The sequence below is a fragment of the Bradyrhizobium sp. USDA 4452 genome (genome assembly GCF_054063575.1).
In genome coordinates this window covers 38,031-51,369 of record NZ_JBSSGK010000001.1, presented here as the reverse complement: position 1 = coordinate 51,369, position 13,339 = coordinate 38,031, and the positions used below count along the sequence as shown (strand labels likewise).

Annotated in this window: 25 protein-coding genes and 1 pseudogene; 21 read left to right on the top strand and 5 right to left on the bottom strand. The window is 61.5% G+C overall.

Going from position 1 to position 13,339, the window contains the following annotated elements:
• Positions 1-238: 238 nt before the first annotated feature.
• Positions 239-424 (top strand): annotated as a pseudogene (locus ACVISU_RS00430) (hypothetical protein); the annotation flags it as partial.
• Between the two features lie 91 nt (positions 425-515).
• Here the strand turns inward: ACVISU_RS00430 and ACVISU_RS00425 are convergent.
• The 4 genes from ACVISU_RS00425 to ACVISU_RS00410 all read right to left on the bottom strand — a co-directional run bounded on the left by ACVISU_RS00425 (position 516) and on the right by ACVISU_RS00410 (position 3,161).
• Complete coding sequence (locus tag ACVISU_RS00425; protein WP_157113477.1) at positions 516-665, bottom strand: hypothetical protein; 150 nt, start codon at positions 663-665, stop codon at positions 516-518.
• Between the two features lie 240 nt (positions 666-905).
• Positions 906-1,049 (bottom strand): hypothetical protein, encoded by a 144-nt coding sequence (locus tag ACVISU_RS00420; RefSeq protein WP_456705632.1) that lies wholly within the window; start codon positions 1,047-1,049, stop codon positions 906-908.
• Positions 1,050-1,074: 25 nt separating this feature from the next.
• Entirely contained in the window at positions 1,075-2,088 is a 1,014-nt protein-coding gene (locus ACVISU_RS00415) for an ABC transporter substrate-binding protein (protein WP_050402446.1), read from the bottom strand.
• 161 nt (positions 2,089-2,249) lie between these two features.
• Positions 2,250-3,161 (bottom strand): amino acid ABC transporter substrate-binding protein, encoded by a 912-nt coding sequence (locus ACVISU_RS00410; RefSeq protein ID WP_456705631.1) that lies wholly within the window; start codon positions 3,159-3,161, stop codon positions 2,250-2,252.
• Positions 3,162-4,158: 997 nt separating this feature from the next.
• Between ACVISU_RS00410 and ACVISU_RS00405 the strand changes: the two genes are divergently transcribed.
• From ACVISU_RS00405 to ACVISU_RS00385, 5 genes are all read left to right on the top strand, one after another.
• Positions 4,159-4,785, top strand: a complete 627-nt coding sequence (locus ACVISU_RS00405) for an HAD family hydrolase (RefSeq protein WP_456705630.1) — start codon at positions 4,159-4,161, stop codon at positions 4,783-4,785.
• A 23-nt stretch (positions 4,786-4,808) separates the two neighbouring features.
• Positions 4,809-6,020, top strand: coding sequence for a molybdopterin molybdotransferase MoeA (locus ACVISU_RS00400; RefSeq protein WP_456705629.1), 1,212 nt, complete (start codon positions 4,809-4,811; stop codon positions 6,018-6,020).
• A gap of 244 nt (positions 6,021-6,264) precedes the next feature.
• On the top strand, positions 6,265-6,969 hold the full coding sequence (gene lexA, locus ACVISU_RS00395) for a transcriptional repressor LexA (RefSeq protein WP_050402443.1): 705 nt from the start codon (positions 6,265-6,267) through the stop codon (positions 6,967-6,969).
• Between the two features lie 256 nt (positions 6,970-7,225).
• Positions 7,226-7,654, top strand: a complete 429-nt coding sequence (locus ACVISU_RS00390) for a hypothetical protein (protein WP_050402442.1) — start codon at positions 7,226-7,228, stop codon at positions 7,652-7,654.
• A 145-nt stretch (positions 7,655-7,799) separates the two neighbouring features.
• Positions 7,800-8,027 carry a hypothetical protein gene (locus ACVISU_RS00385; protein WP_456705628.1) on the top strand — a complete coding sequence of 76 codons (228 nt, stop codon included), beginning with the start codon at positions 7,800-7,802 and terminating at the stop codon, positions 8,025-8,027.
• On the opposite strand, the gene ACVISU_RS00380 is transcribed toward ACVISU_RS00385, so the two are convergent.
• Positions 8,024-8,473: a hypothetical protein gene (locus ACVISU_RS00380; RefSeq protein WP_456705627.1), complete on the bottom strand. Its 450-nt coding sequence runs from the start codon at positions 8,471-8,473 to the stop codon at positions 8,024-8,026. The genes ACVISU_RS00385 and ACVISU_RS00380 overlap by 4 nt on opposite strands.
• Before the next feature lie 53 nt (positions 8,474-8,526).
• On the opposite strand from ACVISU_RS00380, the gene ACVISU_RS00375 reads away from it, so the two are divergent.
• The 15 genes from ACVISU_RS00375 to ACVISU_RS00305 all read left to right on the top strand — a co-directional run bounded on the left by ACVISU_RS00375 (position 8,527) and on the right by ACVISU_RS00305 (position 13,125).
• On the top strand, positions 8,527-8,865 hold the full coding sequence (locus ACVISU_RS00375) for a hypothetical protein (protein WP_456705626.1): 339 nt from the start codon (positions 8,527-8,529) through the stop codon (positions 8,863-8,865).
• A complete protein-coding gene (locus tag ACVISU_RS00370) occupies positions 8,862-9,104 on the top strand; it encodes a hypothetical protein (protein WP_456705625.1) in 243 nt (80 codons plus the stop codon). The genes ACVISU_RS00375 and ACVISU_RS00370 overlap by 4 nt, the downstream gene beginning before the upstream one ends.
• Complete coding sequence (locus ACVISU_RS00365) at positions 9,091-9,291, top strand: hypothetical protein (RefSeq protein ID WP_456705624.1); 201 nt, start codon at positions 9,091-9,093, stop codon at positions 9,289-9,291. Before ACVISU_RS00370 ends, ACVISU_RS00365 begins: the two co-directional genes overlap by 14 nt.
• Before the next feature lie 6 nt (positions 9,292-9,297).
• Positions 9,298-9,792, top strand: coding sequence for a DNA-directed RNA polymerase subunit alpha C-terminal domain-containing protein (locus tag ACVISU_RS00360; RefSeq protein WP_456705623.1), 495 nt, complete (start codon positions 9,298-9,300; stop codon positions 9,790-9,792).
• Entirely contained in the window at positions 9,789-10,064 is a 276-nt protein-coding gene (locus ACVISU_RS00355; RefSeq protein ID WP_456705622.1) for a hypothetical protein, read from the top strand. Before ACVISU_RS00360 ends, ACVISU_RS00355 begins: the two co-directional genes overlap by 4 nt.
• A complete protein-coding gene (locus tag ACVISU_RS00350) occupies positions 10,061-10,240 on the top strand; it encodes a hypothetical protein (protein ID WP_456705621.1) in 180 nt (59 codons plus the stop codon). The genes ACVISU_RS00355 and ACVISU_RS00350 overlap by 4 nt, the downstream gene beginning before the upstream one ends.
• Positions 10,233-10,769, top strand: a complete 537-nt coding sequence (locus tag ACVISU_RS00345) for a hypothetical protein (RefSeq protein ID WP_456705620.1) — start codon at positions 10,233-10,235, stop codon at positions 10,767-10,769. The genes ACVISU_RS00350 and ACVISU_RS00345 overlap by 8 nt, the downstream gene beginning before the upstream one ends.
• Entirely contained in the window at positions 10,762-10,989 is a 228-nt protein-coding gene (locus ACVISU_RS00340) for a hypothetical protein (protein WP_456705619.1), read from the top strand. The genes ACVISU_RS00345 and ACVISU_RS00340 overlap by 8 nt, the downstream gene beginning before the upstream one ends.
• Positions 10,990-11,202, top strand: a complete 213-nt coding sequence (locus ACVISU_RS00335; protein WP_456705618.1) for a hypothetical protein — start codon at positions 10,990-10,992, stop codon at positions 11,200-11,202.
• Between the two features lie 14 nt (positions 11,203-11,216).
• Entirely contained in the window at positions 11,217-11,483 is a 267-nt protein-coding gene (locus ACVISU_RS00330) for a hypothetical protein (protein WP_456705617.1), read from the top strand.
• A 140-nt stretch (positions 11,484-11,623) separates the two neighbouring features.
• Positions 11,624-12,022, top strand: coding sequence for a hypothetical protein (locus tag ACVISU_RS00325; RefSeq protein WP_456705616.1), 399 nt, complete (start codon positions 11,624-11,626; stop codon positions 12,020-12,022).
• 18 nt (positions 12,023-12,040) lie between these two features.
• The gene (locus tag ACVISU_RS00320; RefSeq protein WP_456705615.1) at positions 12,041-12,190 is read left to right on the top strand and encodes a hypothetical protein; all 150 of its coding nucleotides are present in this window, start codon (positions 12,041-12,043) and stop codon (positions 12,188-12,190) included.
• Between the two features lie 20 nt (positions 12,191-12,210).
• A complete protein-coding gene (locus tag ACVISU_RS00315; RefSeq protein ID WP_456705614.1) occupies positions 12,211-12,480 on the top strand; it encodes a hypothetical protein in 270 nt (89 codons plus the stop codon).
• Complete coding sequence (locus ACVISU_RS00310; protein WP_456705613.1) at positions 12,480-12,776, top strand: hypothetical protein; 297 nt, start codon at positions 12,480-12,482, stop codon at positions 12,774-12,776. The genes ACVISU_RS00315 and ACVISU_RS00310 overlap by 1 nt, the downstream gene beginning before the upstream one ends.
• 103 nt (positions 12,777-12,879) lie before the next feature.
• A complete protein-coding gene (locus tag ACVISU_RS00305; RefSeq protein WP_456705612.1) occupies positions 12,880-13,125 on the top strand; it encodes a hypothetical protein in 246 nt (81 codons plus the stop codon).
• Positions 13,126-13,339 lie beyond the last annotated feature (214 nt).

Sequence of the window (13,339 nt, the reverse complement as noted above, 5' to 3'; positions counted from 1 at the left end):
CGCAAGGAGGAAGCTCATGAGGATCAGCACAATCGCGTTGTTCATCGCCGGTGTCATGGCAACCGGCCCGATGATCGCTGGACACGCGGCCGCGCAAAGCCTGCAAAATGACGCCGACAAGGGCGCCAAGACACGCAATTCCGGTGAATCCGGTTATGTCGGAGATCAGGACCGCCCCGGCGCGGCCTCGACGCCTCCTGGACGCCCCAATGCTGCCACCGGTTCCACGGATGCCGCGACGTCTCCGAGCGCGCAGAATTCCGGGACCGGAATCAGCGGCGCTCCGGGAAACAAGAACGGGCCGCCGGCCAAAGGACAAAGCACGGTGGGCTCAAGCTCGCAGAACCAGCACGTCCGGCAACAGGACCCCTCCAACGTCAAGGGATTGCCCGGCAACAAGAGCGGTGAGCCTGCCAAGCGTTAGCGCCTTGCGCGTCCTCAACAGACGCGACGCCGGTCAATGGCACCGATCGGCGCCGGCTTGAATTGCGCTGCTGATCTGAGCAGTTCTGACTTTATTGAGCGGGCTTGCGGTTCGCCGACAGGTCGGTCGGGCAATTTAGCCCGCATGCGATCGCTCTCTTCTGGTCGGCAACACGCCAGACCAGCAGCGCGACCAGGACGATGATGGTGACGGTGAGCTTGGCCAACGTGTCGTGATTCAATTTCAGCTCCGAGCAACAATCCGCACAGGTGGCAATCATCAGCTGCAAACAAGAGTAGTCCGGCCCCCTCGGCGGCCGTGCCCGGTCCGTCTACCAGACCCGCATTCGATCTGGTCACCATCATGGTACGGAGCTGACGTGGCCCGCAAGCTTTCCGGTCTGCATGGCAGCACAGCACAAGCCGGCCGCGATCGCGCTGGACATTTCTCGTCTGTGTCCTGTTCGGCGTCTGCGCCCTGATCATTGCCCCAGAGGCGCAACAACACCTCCTGCGGCCCAGCCGTCGCGTTGGGCCGCAAATATCTGCAACTCCATATGGCCCGGAATTTGATAAAGAAAAACGCCGCGATCAGCGGGAACCTGCCCGTCCATCATGTAGCCCATATGGGCTACATCCTCGCGACACCGGTCAACTCCGCGCGAGCCTCGCTGCGCCCGCGGCGATCGCGTCGTTGAAGCTCGTGTCCCAGAATTTTCCAACCTCGGCGCGCGCGTCGAGCACACCGAGCTTGAGGAAGGTATCGGCGACCTTCTGGTGGGTCTGCGGCACGTCAGGCGTAACACCTGCGAGCGAGAAGTCGTCGCTGCGGCGGGCGAACTGGTCGAGGATGTCCTGCAGCGGCAAATGCGTCTCGGCCACCTGCGCCGCCGCATAGAGGGGAAAATTCTTGTTGGCGAACGCGTAGGCGCGCTGGATGCGCAGCAGAAAATCGGTCACGGCCGCGTGGCGCTGCGGATCGTCGACCGCCTTCGGATTGGCGTAGATCGGGAAATTGCCCGAGAGATAGCCGACCCCGGTCTTGAGCAGACGCGCGCCCTGCTTCGCGATCGCAAGCTGCCCATTGTAGCCATAGATCGCCCAGGCATCGAGCTTGCCGGAGGCGAACGCCGAGTAGCCGTCCGACGGCGTCAGATTGATGGCCTCGATGTCGCCGAACGCAAGGCCCGCTTCCTCGAGCTGCTTGGCGAGGAAGTAGTGCGCCGTGGTCGCACGCACATAGCCGACGCGCTTTCCCTTCAGATCGGCGATCGAATGGATCGGCGCATCCTTTGCCGCCACCGTGACCTGGATGTTGAGATCCTCATGCGTGACGGCGATGAAGCGCACCTTGGCGTTCTGGCGCGCGGCGAACATTGCCGGAATCTCGCTGCCCGAACCGATGTCGAGCGCATCGCCGTTCAGGGCCTCGATATGGAGCACGCCATTGTTGAGCTCCTTCCATTCGATCCTGTAGGGCGTCTTGTCCTCGCCGGCGGCCTGCAGCAGCGGGCGCCAGCCACCCTTGTAATACGCCACCCGCAACGTGACGCCGCCGAGGTCAGGGCCTGCGCCCGCCCCCGTCTCCGCCCGCACACCGTGCGCAACCAGACTTCCGGCGAGAACGCCGAGCGCAGAACGTCGAGAGAGAGATGGCGTAGTCACCGGCGTTAGGCTCCTGATCAGCAGTCACAACTGCCGCAAGCTTAGGAGAAAAACCGCCGATGTATATGAGACGCTATTTCGTTTTTTGCCCCGCGCGCGAAAAGCCGTTCCAAGGATTGGCGGTTCGGCGCGGAAATCCATATCGGACGACGACAGCCGCGCTACTTCGCAACCTCGTAGACGTCAGGATCGAAGCTCGAGCTCGGATGGGCGAACGCGTTGCGCAGCGCCGGCGAGATCGGGACGTTGTAGTTGATGCCGTTCGGCGGGGTCGGCTGCTCCAGCCACTTCCTGTACATGACCTCGATCTCCGGGCTCTGGTAGAGCTCGGCCGTCGCGCGGTCGGCGAGCGCCTTGAACGGCGCGTCCTCCCGGCGCAGCATGATTCCGAACGGCTCGGCCTTCGAGAACGCCTCCGCGCTGATCATGTAGAGCGCCGGCTCTTTCGATCGCGCGATCGCGACCGCCAGCTGGACGTCGTCGAGCGCGTAGGCTTGGGCGCGATCGGTCTCCAGCATCAGGAACGCCTCGGCCTGGTCCTTGGCCGGCAGCACGTTGATGCCGAGCTTGCGTTCCATGTTGACCTTGATGAGCTGCGTCAGGTTCACCGAGCCTGCTACGGCGGTGACCGGCTTGCCCTTGAGGTCGTCGATGGTGTTGATGCCGGACGATTTCTTGGCGGCAAAGCGCGTGGCGCTCAGGAAGTGCGAGTTTGTGAAGGTCACCTGCTTCTGGCGCTCGGCGCTGTTGGTGGTCGCCGAGCAGTGCAGATCGATGGTGCCGTTGACCATCAGCGGGATGCGGTTCGACGAGGTCACCGGGAGATAGTCGACCGCGATGTCGGGCATGCCGAGCTCCTGCTTCACGGCATCGACGATCTTGAGGCAGATATCGAGCGCGAAGCCGATCGGCCGCTGGCTGTCGTCGAGATAGCTGAAGGGAACGGAAGCCTCCTGGAAGCCCAGCGTGACCTTTTTTGTTTCCTTGATCTTCTGCAGCGTGCCCGACAGCTCCTCGGCCGCCGCGGGGCTCGCGACGAGTATGAGAGCGAAAAGGATGGCGGGCAAACGCATCGGCGGCTCCTGTGCGGGGATCAGGCGGCGGTGATAGCCCAACGCAGAAGCCCGGCGATAGAAGTTGTTGTGTCTATCAGCTATCACGCTTTGCTATGGTCTGCCGCCTGCCGCGCTTGCAACCGCAACGGCGAGACATCCGGACGCGCCGCGTTCTGGTCCGGGCGAGGTCGCCGATTGAGCTCGCTGCGCATTGCCTCGCGGCACCGGGACGTCCGCGGCGCAAAGAAGGGCCCCAGCGAGGGGGTTACACGCTGAGGCCAGGGCAACTTGGTCACGCCATCCTAGACCCCGCCCCGACAATTTCCTCCGCTCCTTCGGAGTACCGGACTCATACGGAGCCGATGACTGAACCTTATTCCGCTCCCGCCCGTATCCCTGACGTCAGGATTTTGCCATTCCTCCTGGGGCTCGAACAACGCCGCCCGTCGTATTTCAATGCGGGCGGCGTTGCGCGTTTCTGGCCTGCAACGAGAAGCGACTACAACGCGCCCGCTCAGCTGACATCAAAGTTCCCGGGCAGGAACCGGAACGGATAACAGCCGACGTGAGTTGGGCCATAGATTTTTTAAAGGATGGAGCGTCATCGCCGTGAGCCGAAAAACCTTGCAAGCACGTTCGGAGCAGGCGCTCGTCGTCATCATTCTCAGCACCGGCGCGCTGATCGCTTACCTCGGCCTCGCGCTCTCCAGGATATGAGAGGTAAGCAACAAGTCGCTTGAAGGTGATTGTTGCGCGACGCCGGGGCCACAGCCCTCATTGACAACACGCGCCCTTGGTTTTGGGTTGCCGGCATTCGCCAGGGACGACGATCGGGATGCAGGCGGCGCCACACATTTAGTGTCGTCCCGGCGAAGGCCAGGACCGATTGCCCCAAGCCTCAACTGTCGCACGACCCCGGGCCGCAGGGTCGACACCCTGCCCTGTCGTCGCATGCCTGCCGCACAAATCGGGGACATTGCCGCCCGCCGGCAATTCTCGTACACAGTTTCACGCAATGACCTCGCAACTCTCTCCCGATTCCGTCGACGTGCTGCTGTTCGATATCGGCCGCGTCGTGCTCGACATCGACTTCGAGAAGGTGATGGCGCACTGGGCGCAGCATGCCGGCTGCGCGCCGGCCGACCTTGCCACGCGCTTCGTCGTCGACGACAGCTTCAAGCATCACGAGATCGGCCGGATCGACGACGCAGCGTTCTTCGCGAACCTGCGCCGGACGCTCGGCATCGACCTCACCGATGCGCAGTTCCTCGAAGGCTGGAACGCGATCTTCACCGGCGAGATGCCGGGCATCGCCCCCCTGCTCGCGACCGCCGCTCAGCGGATGCCGCTCTACGCCTTCTCCAACACCAATCCGGCCCATGTCGCGCATTTCTCCGTGATCCATTCCGAGGTGCTCAGCCATTTCCGCACCGTCTTCCTGTCCTCGACGATCGGGCACCGGAAACCCGACGCCGAGGCCTACGATCATGTGGTAAAAGCCATCGGCGTGCCGGCGTCGCGGATCCTGTTTTTCGACGATTTGGCCGCCAATATCGAAGGGGCGCGGGCGCGCGGCCTTCATGCCATCCACGTGACATCGACGGATGACGTGGCGAGGGCTCTGGCCGCACTTGGTCTGTGATTAGGACGTGAGGAGTTCTGAGCGTGGCGCTGATGCCGGTTGCCGATGCCCTGTCCGCCGTGCTTTCCGGCGCCAACCCGCTGCCGGAGGAGATGGTCGCGCTCGATGCCGCCTACCATCGCACCCTGGCGCGCGACCTCGCCGCACGCCGCACCCAGCCGCCGCAGCCGATGTCGGCGATGGACGGCTATGCCGTGCGCGCGGCGGACGCCGGTGATCTGAAGGCCCGGCTCAAGGTGATCGGCGAAGTCGCTGCCGGCCGGCCGTTCGAGCGCAGGGTTGGCCCGGGCGAAGCGGTGCGGATCTTCACCGGCGGCGTGATCCCCCATGGCGCCGACGCCGTCATCATCCAGGAAGACACCACCGTCGACGGCGACCACATCACGATCACCGAGCCGGCTGCCGCCGGACGGCACATCCGCCCCGCCGGCGTCGACTTCCGTGAGGGCGACGTGCTGCTCGAAGCCGGCAGCCGCCTCTCGGACCGCGCGCTGTCGCTCGCGGCGGCCATGAACTATCCGGACCTTGCGGTGCACCGCCGTCCGAAGGTCGCGGTGCTGGCGACCGGCGACGAGCTGGTGATGCCGGGCTCGGAGCCTGGCCCCGGCCAGATCGTCTATTCCAACGGCTATGCGCTGCGGGCGCTGGCGCGCGCCGAAGGCGCCGAGACCGTCGATCTCGGGATTGCCGCCGATACGGTGGAGGCGACCACCGCCGGCGTCCGGCGGGCCCGCGACACCGGCGCGGACATCCTGATCACGACCGGCGGCGCCTCGGTCGGCGACCACGACGTGGTCAAGCAGTCGCTGGAGGCCGAGGGCGTCGAGATGGCGTTCTGGCGGATCGCGATGCGGCCCGGCAAGCCGATGATGCATGGCCGGTTGGGGCCGATGCGGGTGATCGGCCTGCCCGGCAATCCGGTGTCCTCCTATGTCTGCGCCTTCCTGTTCCTGGTGCCCTTGATTCGGGCGCTGAGCGGCCGAAAGACTGTCCATCATGCCCGCGCGAACGCCCTGCTCGGCCGCGACCTCGCTGCCAACGACCAGCGCGAGGACTATCTGCGCGCGCGCCTCGACGAGCGCGAAGACGGCACGCTGATCGCAACGCCCGTGATGCAGCAGGACTCCTCGCTGCTCGGGAATCTCGCTGCGGCACGCGCACTTCTCGTGCGTCCGCCGTTTGCGCCCGCCGCCCTCACAGGCAACGAATGCGAGATCCTGATGCTGCCGGAGTGAGGCTTTCGCGGCCCGCCGATTACGCGTTGCAGAACGCGTTCACCTGAAATTAAGTGGTTGCGGAACACATATCGAACATATAGTGTCCGTTCATGATTTGTTTCGAGTGCTGGTGTCTACAAACGGGAGACCATCCAGGAAGCGCTTGTACTGAGCACCGCGCTCCTGAGGTCAGGTCCCGCCTGCAGGCGCACCTGTAGAGTCTCGGAATCGAACGACGCTACCAACCGGGGGAATACTCGAGATGCTCACGCGCAAACAGTACGAACTACTGCGTTTCATCAATGAACGTCTGAAGGAGGCCGGCGTACCGCCCTCGTTCGACGAGATGAAGGATGCGCTCGACCTGCGCTCGAAGTCCGGAATCCACCGCCTGATCACTGCGCTGGAGGAGCGCGGCTTCATTCGCCGCCTGCCCAACCGCGCCCGCGCCATCGAGGTCATCAAGCTCCCTGAGCTGTCGGCCGGAGGCGGCAACGGCCGCCGCGGCTTCACGCCGAGCGTCATCGAAGGCACCCTCGGCAAGCGCGCCAGCACCCCGCCGATCGCCGAGGACGACGGCAACCGTCCGGTCGCGGTCCCCGTGATGGGCCGGATTGCCGCCGGTACGCCGATCGAGGCGCTGCAGACCCGCAGCCACACCATCAGCGTGCCGCCCGACATGCTCGGCGCCGGTGAGCACTATGCGCTGGAAGTGCGCGGCGATTCGATGGTCGATGCCGGCATCCTCGACGGCGACATGGCGCTGATCCAGCGCAACGACGTCGCCAACACCGGCGACATCGTGGTGGCGCTGATCGACGAGGAGGAGGCTACCCTAAAGCGCTTCCGCCGCCGCGGCGCATCGATTGCGCTGGAGCCGGCCAACACCGCCTATGAAGTGCGCATTCTGCCGCCGAACCGGGTCCGCATCCAGGGCAAGCTGATCGGTCTCTATCGCAAGTACTGATTTTCAAATACTTGCGGCGGCAGGGAACGAGCGACACATCGGATCGTTCCTTGCATGATAGCGTAACGTGCTGGTTGCCCGATGCGCTCCGACACCTCTCGCGCAGCGTCGCGTGTTTGTGATCGGGGGCGTTGGTCGAGCAGTCGTACAATCGCCCAGAAACGAGGAGACACTCGTTCGCTATCGTCCACTCTGGTAGAGGCCCTATGCCTCAAGGAGAGGCACGGGTCGCTACCTCGATTAGAGGAGCCATCCGATGTGTGACTATAGTCTGCACGCCGTGGCGTCGCGCCCCGCCATTGTTGGAGAGACGCTGATCACCACGACTTTCCGCGGCACGTCGACCCGCGGCTTTGCTTCGGAGAACGATCCCAACGTCGCGGTCTGCATGCTGCCGGGCACCGAGCTCGCTTTCGCCGAGAACGTTCGCTACGACAGCCGCTGGATCTGGACCAAGACGATGAATTTCCGCGTCGGCGTGTTCAACGAAGTCGAGCCCGACGTTCCCGACCGCCATCATGACGCGGTCGAATTCCCCGACGGCAGCCATGTGCTGGTGACCCAGCTCGTCGAGGGACAACGCGTCAGCGTGCTGCAATTGCCGGCACTGCATCCGCCGGTCGAGCAGAAGCCGAAGGTTGTGGAGCGGCGGCCCTCTGCATTCGCGTCGCTGTTTTTGGGTTGAACGCATCGTCACCGCGGGATGAACCATCCGGCGGCGAGTGACCTAAGCGATTTGGAGCGACCCCGGACGTCAGGTTCCGGGGCGCAGAAGGAGATTTGCGTCAGCGGCCACCTTGGCGCATCATCGTACACGGAGGACGTGCGCGGTGGTCGATAAGGTCACTTGGCAAAAGGCTGGACGGGTCACGGAACCGGGCCGCTACATGTTCCGGTTCGGCTGGCTGACGGTAACGGCTGACGATCTGAAGGTCTGGGAGCAGTTTCCCGAGGCTTCCTTCACCCTCGTCAAGAAGCCCGATGCCGACCCCGACTCTGACGAGTATCATCTTGGCCTGTTCGAGCTGCCGGCCGGACCCTCGCCTGGCAACGGCTAATCCTCGCCCTGAAAATCGCTCTCGGCCGGCGTCGCATCGACGGCGGGCCGTGGCGCGGTCGCGGTCGCACGCGGCGTGGTCTCGCTCTCGCCATCGCCGGGAACCGCCGGCGACCATGGCCGGTCGATCCCGCCGGGCTTGACGGCATCAATGGCGTAGCCGTCCCTGATGCGCCGCAGCACCAGCGCGCCGTGACGCCGCAACCGCTCGGCATCGATCACCGAGGCCGCGCAGTCCGTCGGTGCCGGCCGCGCGGTCACGATCAGCGCCGCGCGCTCGCAATCATCAGTCAGCGCCTCGGACCGGGTCGCCAGGGTGACGAAGGCGCCGCCGGGACCTTGGGTCACGCAGCCGCTCGGATCGCAGGAGACACCCTCACCGAGTGAGGCGTCCGTCGCGGTCCGCGCATCGGCGTCCGCTGCCAGCCACTCCTTGACCAGGAACATACTAAATCCAGCGCCAGACGAAATTCCTCTTATTTTCAAAGGGCTATAGAGACATGGAAACCGACGACAATATGCAAACCCCCGTGAACGACTCGGCAACATGCGCGGATTTGCGCGCGCCCCTGACACAGCCGCGTTCCCTGTCTGATCTCAAGACTTGGCTCCACTCCGACCGCATCCGCCACCCCGGCGATCTGGCCCGGACGACACGGGAGTCGATCATCATTACGGCGATCGACACCTACGGCGAAGACCCCGGCTTTGACCAGACGTTCCGGCTTGGCCTCAGCATGCGCCGGGCCGCCAAGGAACTGGCCGACCTCTACCCCGACCTCTCTTGGCTCCCCTCCTGGAAGCCCCGTGTCGCGGTGATCGCGGGAGGGGAGCGATGAGAGCTACGCCCATACTCAAAGAAGAATTCTGCGCTCGCTTCAAGGCGCGCATGCTCGAAACCATCGGTGAGAAGTTCGACGACGGCTCATCGGTTGCGGAATACGCCGATGAGACTGCTCCATCCTATTGGGAGGACGCAAATCAGCGCAACGAAGGCCCCGAAGAATGCGCTGATGCTGACATGAGCTATTGGGCGAGGACTGAAGACGCCATGGGAGACAACTATGGAAATTTCTGAGCGAGTTTGGAAGTACCGCTTTGTGTGTCCCGTCGCCGTTCTTTTTGAGAAGGGAGGCATGGATTCAGACGCCGCGATCGAGATCGCCTATCACATGGCCGACGATTGCTATCTTGAGCGCGATAAGGGGGTCTCTCCAGAAGACGAAGCCTACTCAGCTTACGAAGCTATCGCTGTTGGAGAATAGCACGCAATGATGCGTTTTTGGAACCAATGCGATATCGATTATCTCGCTATTAGCCTAAGAACAATCAATATTCTCAAGCGCGAGAATATTACCTCATTTCAGAAGATGAGAGAGTTGGGACCTTATGGCCTTAAGGCCGTCAAAGGTATCGGAAAGAGACAGTTCAATGAGCTGATGGAAGCAATCCATGAATTTTCTGAGGGCCCTCTTAAGAGGGACGATCCGGGAAAAGACCTGCGACAGATGATCGCGAACCGCGATTTCTTGCTTGAGCAATACCGCAATCTGGTCGCCCACATGAAGCCGTCGAGCGACGGAGCGATCTACGCTTCCGTTAGCCGCTGGGACGCCTTGAACCAAGTCCATGCATTCTTGGAATCGATAGCGGGTGCTGGCTACGGAGGCATGGCAGAATTCGAGACCGCGCGAGCAACCATCCAGTTCGAGTTGGAAATCGGCTTTGGGCTTCTCCCGCTCGAGGCGAAGGGAGAGACGGCATGAGCGGCATGGACGAATGGCAGCGCTTGCAGAATGAAAAAATCGCCCTCATGGGGACCATCGATGAACTGATGGCCCGGAGGGCGCTGAAGGGAAGAGTGACTGTGATGGGAACGAAAAGCACTCACGCTGTGTCCTACGAAGAGGCTGTTCAAATGCTTCTCGACAAGATCAAGGATCAGGCCACCTCAAATGAGGTGCTGGAGAGCATGCTCGATGCGGCTTTTCCTGATCTGGATAAGAACTTCGTCATATGGGGAGACCGCAACACATGAAGCGCTGGATGGCAGAGATTTCCTACAATAACGGCTCACCCCAGGAGACCCGGCTCTTTGAAGAACTGGACGAGTTGCACAATATCATTGAACGCGGACCCCACTGGAACACCATAGAACACATCGTCGTAAAGTTGATCAACCGATCCCTTCAGCCGGAGACAGCAAATGGCTGATGATTGGAGCCCAGACTTGATCAAATCATATGGCGGGATCGAGCGCGCCAAGGCGCTAGCTGACAAGATTGAACGAGCGCCCTACGCGGTTGGTATCGCGTTCAGCTATAACGAATTTCGGTTAGTCATCGACGCGCTGCGCCGACCAAGCTCTGCCCCCGTTGACTTCCGCGAAGAGATGATCGAGCGGCTGCTCAGCCAAGCAACCAGCAACGATCATATTTTTGCCCGAGCCGCGGCTCTGATCAAGCTGGACGATGAGGTGATCGAGCAGCAACGGGCGGACTACGAAGTTCTCGGAGAGAGCTATTTTAAAGTCCGCGAGGAATGTGAGCGGCTTAAAGCCCTTACAGAACGAGCGATCAAGGGCATTCGGGACTTCACCGAGGGCAACTACGACAACCCACGCCAACATCGCCCGGCTACGTGCAAGCACGATCAGTATTGGTATCAGGGCTGCCAGAGCTGCGACGAGGCCTATATGGAGGCGCTCGTCTCATCACTGCTCCCGGAGGGCGACCGTGGCTAAGGTGATCAATTTCAGGCTCGCCAAGCTGTTTCGGACGTCGGCTCCATGGGAGAGCCCATCTGAGCACAAGGCATCTCTTCATGACGCAAGGCGCGCAGCGAATGATGCCATCCTTGATCGGATTCGTGGCGTTCCGGCCAACCCGTCAACGGAAGAAGATGACAACGATCCGCACAATCCATTCGCCCCCGCCCCGGCCGAACTGACGAAGGAGGAGTAGATGCCTGCCATCTGGATTATCGGCCGCAAGGTCAAGCTGCCGAACGGCCATGAATACATGGCTGAGCCGTTTGTGGCTTTTGAGACCAACGAAGCGGCCCAGGGCGCATGCGACATGATCGAACGAGTGGCTGGCGAACGCCCTATGATCGTCGATGCTGCATACTATCGCGACGGCGAGACCATGAAACCACTCAAGCGCACCCCTCAGTAGCTACGGAAAACAAGATGGCGAAGAAACCCGTTCCAACCTTGGCTCAAGCTAAGCGTCTGGCTGCGATCTGGGGTGAGCACAAGTTCGCTCACATCAGCGACAAATACAGTTCGTCGACCGATTTAGTTCTAGTCAAGAAGGGGTGGCTTTTCCCGACCGGAATCGAGGGCAAATACCCCAACGGGGCGCCTTACGCTGAGTTTTACATCAGCGACGATGGCCTGGAGGCCATTGAACGATTCCTTTGGGAGGCCCGCATGAGACAAAAGCGAGCCGCCTAACCGCTGCTGACCGAGGATCGCAGCCTAGATTGATCCTGGTGAAACGATGACGATAGACCAAATTGTGATGATGATCTTCGGCCTGATCGGGATGTTTGGGCTTGGATGGTGCGCTGGAAACGCGAGCAGGAGCAAGACCGATGAGCGTTGAAGCTGAGATTGATGCCGCGACGGAGAAGGGCAAGCGCATGGCCGCTGCCCGGCTTGCCGACGATCTGGACCGCCTTTGCTGTGCGGAAACGGAGAAAGAATTCTTCGATTATGTGACCGAGCGGTGCGGTTCGGTCACTGCCCTGCTTCGAGCCTATGCGCGCAATGGTGAGCAATCGATCATGTCAGAAAACCGCGTAACTATTTTGCAACAACTGGTCTGTGACCTTTCGGCGGATTTGACCGATGAAGGGGCCAACTATTCGACGGAGGGGCTGCAAGAGATGCGGCGTCGAGTAGCAAACGCCTTAGGCCGGGAAGAGTGCCCGGAGTGGCTTCACTGCTACCTTGATGCCGAGATCATCCCGTTCTCTAGGTCGCCATCCTGAGCAGGGGCTGAAACCCAGATGACCGTTAGCGTCCGGATTCCCTACAACGTTCCGCTCAACAAACCGCCGTGGCATGGCTACGCGCAGGCGCTCGCCGATCTCATCAAGAAGGGCGAGACACCCAAGATCATCGAAACCGACAGCGACAAGAACAGCCACTTAGACTGAACAGAAAGAGAGAAACCGTTATGGCCATGGCCGACAATCACGTAACGTCACCGCTTCGACGCGCCAGGATAGGCGTTGAAATTTGGTTAGATCTATTGCCCGAAGAGGCAAGGCTTGACGCAAAGATCGCGCTCGACAAGCTGTGCCAGATAGCAGAGCGCGAGATCGATAGCGCCTACTCTGATGGCAGCAACAACAACTGGAACGGCCGGCGCGCTGAGGAGACCAGGAAGGCACTAGCCAAACCGGCTGAGCAGAGCGTCACCACTGTTAAACAGGGAGAAGTTTGATGTGTCTTGGATGCTGGGAAGAAGAAGGTAAGCCGTTCAAAGTCACCGATGCCGTCCGGCAGTGGGCGCCGAGGTTTGCTGAGGCGGACGAGTTTGGCCCGCTGCATATCGTGGTCAGTGACTGGAATCTGGAAGACGACAACCTCGAGTTCTGCAAGAACTACGAGGGAGCGACGGATAGCGATAAAGCATTGATGAGTGCAATGCAGGCCATGACATGGGAAGAGCGATGGGCGACCGCCGTCCTCGCCCAATATCCCGACGTTGCCGCCGAAGTGGCCTCCTCGCAGTCCTAAGCCAACACGGAGACCAAGATGACGTTTTTCATAATTGTATTGGTTGGACTCATCCTAGCAGCATCTCTTGTTCTTGAGGATGCGCTTTAAGCCAGAGGTGACCATGAGATTGAGCGACGTGCAGCGCGATACTCTTCTGCTCTTGAAGCAACAGGGCCAGCGCCCAGCCTATCCAGGAATTAGCATGGCAACGCTTCGCTCATTGCAGAAGCGCGGCCTCGTCAAGGCTTACAACGGGCAGCTTGGGGCGATGGCATTCCCCCGCAACCGAATACTATGGTCGATTACAGACAACGGACGGGCAGCGATATTCACGCTCGCGGCCGATGACCCTGAACCGACCAGCTGACTCCCCTCCCCGCCCCTCTCCTGCTAGCCTCCGTGGATGGCAGTAAAGATCAGCAAGACGCCCGAGACGGTTCCGAAGACCGGAAGCTACAAGGTCGAGTATGGGGACCAGGTTCGGTACTTCTACTACGACGATGAACCTTCCCGTCGCCTACGCCCTGAGACCATGACCTCCGAACAGGCGTTGGAGAAGGCCAAGGAATTTGCGAGAGAGG

What these genes read in the sequence shown, in the direction of transcription:
- ACVISU_RS00420 (WP_456705632.1), bottom strand. Translation starts at nt 1,049, where the DNA reads ATGGGCTACATGATGGACGGGCAGGTTCCCGCTGATCGCGGCGTTTTT.
- ACVISU_RS00410 (WP_456705631.1), bottom strand. Translation starts at nt 3,161, where the DNA reads ATGCGTTTGCCCGCCATCCTTTTCGCTCTCATACTCGTCGCGAGCCCC.
- ACVISU_RS00405 (WP_456705630.1), top strand. Translation starts at nt 4,159, where the DNA reads ATGACCTCGCAACTCTCTCCCGATTCCGTCGACGTGCTGCTGTTCGAT.
- lexA (WP_050402443.1), top strand. Translation starts at nt 6,265, where the DNA reads ATGCTCACGCGCAAACAGTACGAACTACTGCGTTTCATCAATGAACGT.
- ACVISU_RS00390 (WP_050402442.1), top strand. Translation starts at nt 7,226, where the DNA reads ATGTGTGACTATAGTCTGCACGCCGTGGCGTCGCGCCCCGCCATTGTT.
- ACVISU_RS00380 (WP_456705627.1), bottom strand. Translation starts at nt 8,473, where the DNA reads ATGTTCCTGGTCAAGGAGTGGCTGGCAGCGGACGCCGATGCGCGGACC.
- ACVISU_RS00375 (WP_456705626.1), top strand. Translation starts at nt 8,527, where the DNA reads ATGGAAACCGACGACAATATGCAAACCCCCGTGAACGACTCGGCAACA.
- ACVISU_RS00370 (WP_456705625.1), top strand. Translation starts at nt 8,862, where the DNA reads ATGAGAGCTACGCCCATACTCAAAGAAGAATTCTGCGCTCGCTTCAAG.
- ACVISU_RS00365 (WP_456705624.1), top strand. Translation starts at nt 9,091, where the DNA reads ATGGAAATTTCTGAGCGAGTTTGGAAGTACCGCTTTGTGTGTCCCGTC.
- ACVISU_RS00360 (WP_456705623.1), top strand. Translation starts at nt 9,298, where the DNA reads ATGATGCGTTTTTGGAACCAATGCGATATCGATTATCTCGCTATTAGC.
- ACVISU_RS00355 (WP_456705622.1), top strand. Translation starts at nt 9,789, where the DNA reads ATGAGCGGCATGGACGAATGGCAGCGCTTGCAGAATGAAAAAATCGCC.
- ACVISU_RS00350 (WP_456705621.1), top strand. Translation starts at nt 10,061, where the DNA reads ATGAAGCGCTGGATGGCAGAGATTTCCTACAATAACGGCTCACCCCAG.
- ACVISU_RS00345 (WP_456705620.1), top strand. Translation starts at nt 10,233, where the DNA reads ATGGCTGATGATTGGAGCCCAGACTTGATCAAATCATATGGCGGGATC.
- ACVISU_RS00335 (WP_456705618.1), top strand. Translation starts at nt 10,990, where the DNA reads ATGCCTGCCATCTGGATTATCGGCCGCAAGGTCAAGCTGCCGAACGGC.
- ACVISU_RS00330 (WP_456705617.1), top strand. Translation starts at nt 11,217, where the DNA reads ATGGCGAAGAAACCCGTTCCAACCTTGGCTCAAGCTAAGCGTCTGGCT.
- ACVISU_RS00325 (WP_456705616.1), top strand. Translation starts at nt 11,624, where the DNA reads ATGAGCGTTGAAGCTGAGATTGATGCCGCGACGGAGAAGGGCAAGCGC.
- ACVISU_RS00320 (WP_456705615.1), top strand. Translation starts at nt 12,041, where the DNA reads ATGACCGTTAGCGTCCGGATTCCCTACAACGTTCCGCTCAACAAACCG.
- ACVISU_RS00315 (WP_456705614.1), top strand. Translation starts at nt 12,211, where the DNA reads ATGGCCATGGCCGACAATCACGTAACGTCACCGCTTCGACGCGCCAGG.
- ACVISU_RS00310 (WP_456705613.1), top strand. Translation starts at nt 12,480, where the DNA reads ATGTGTCTTGGATGCTGGGAAGAAGAAGGTAAGCCGTTCAAAGTCACC.
- ACVISU_RS00305 (WP_456705612.1), top strand. Translation starts at nt 12,880, where the DNA reads ATGAGATTGAGCGACGTGCAGCGCGATACTCTTCTGCTCTTGAAGCAA.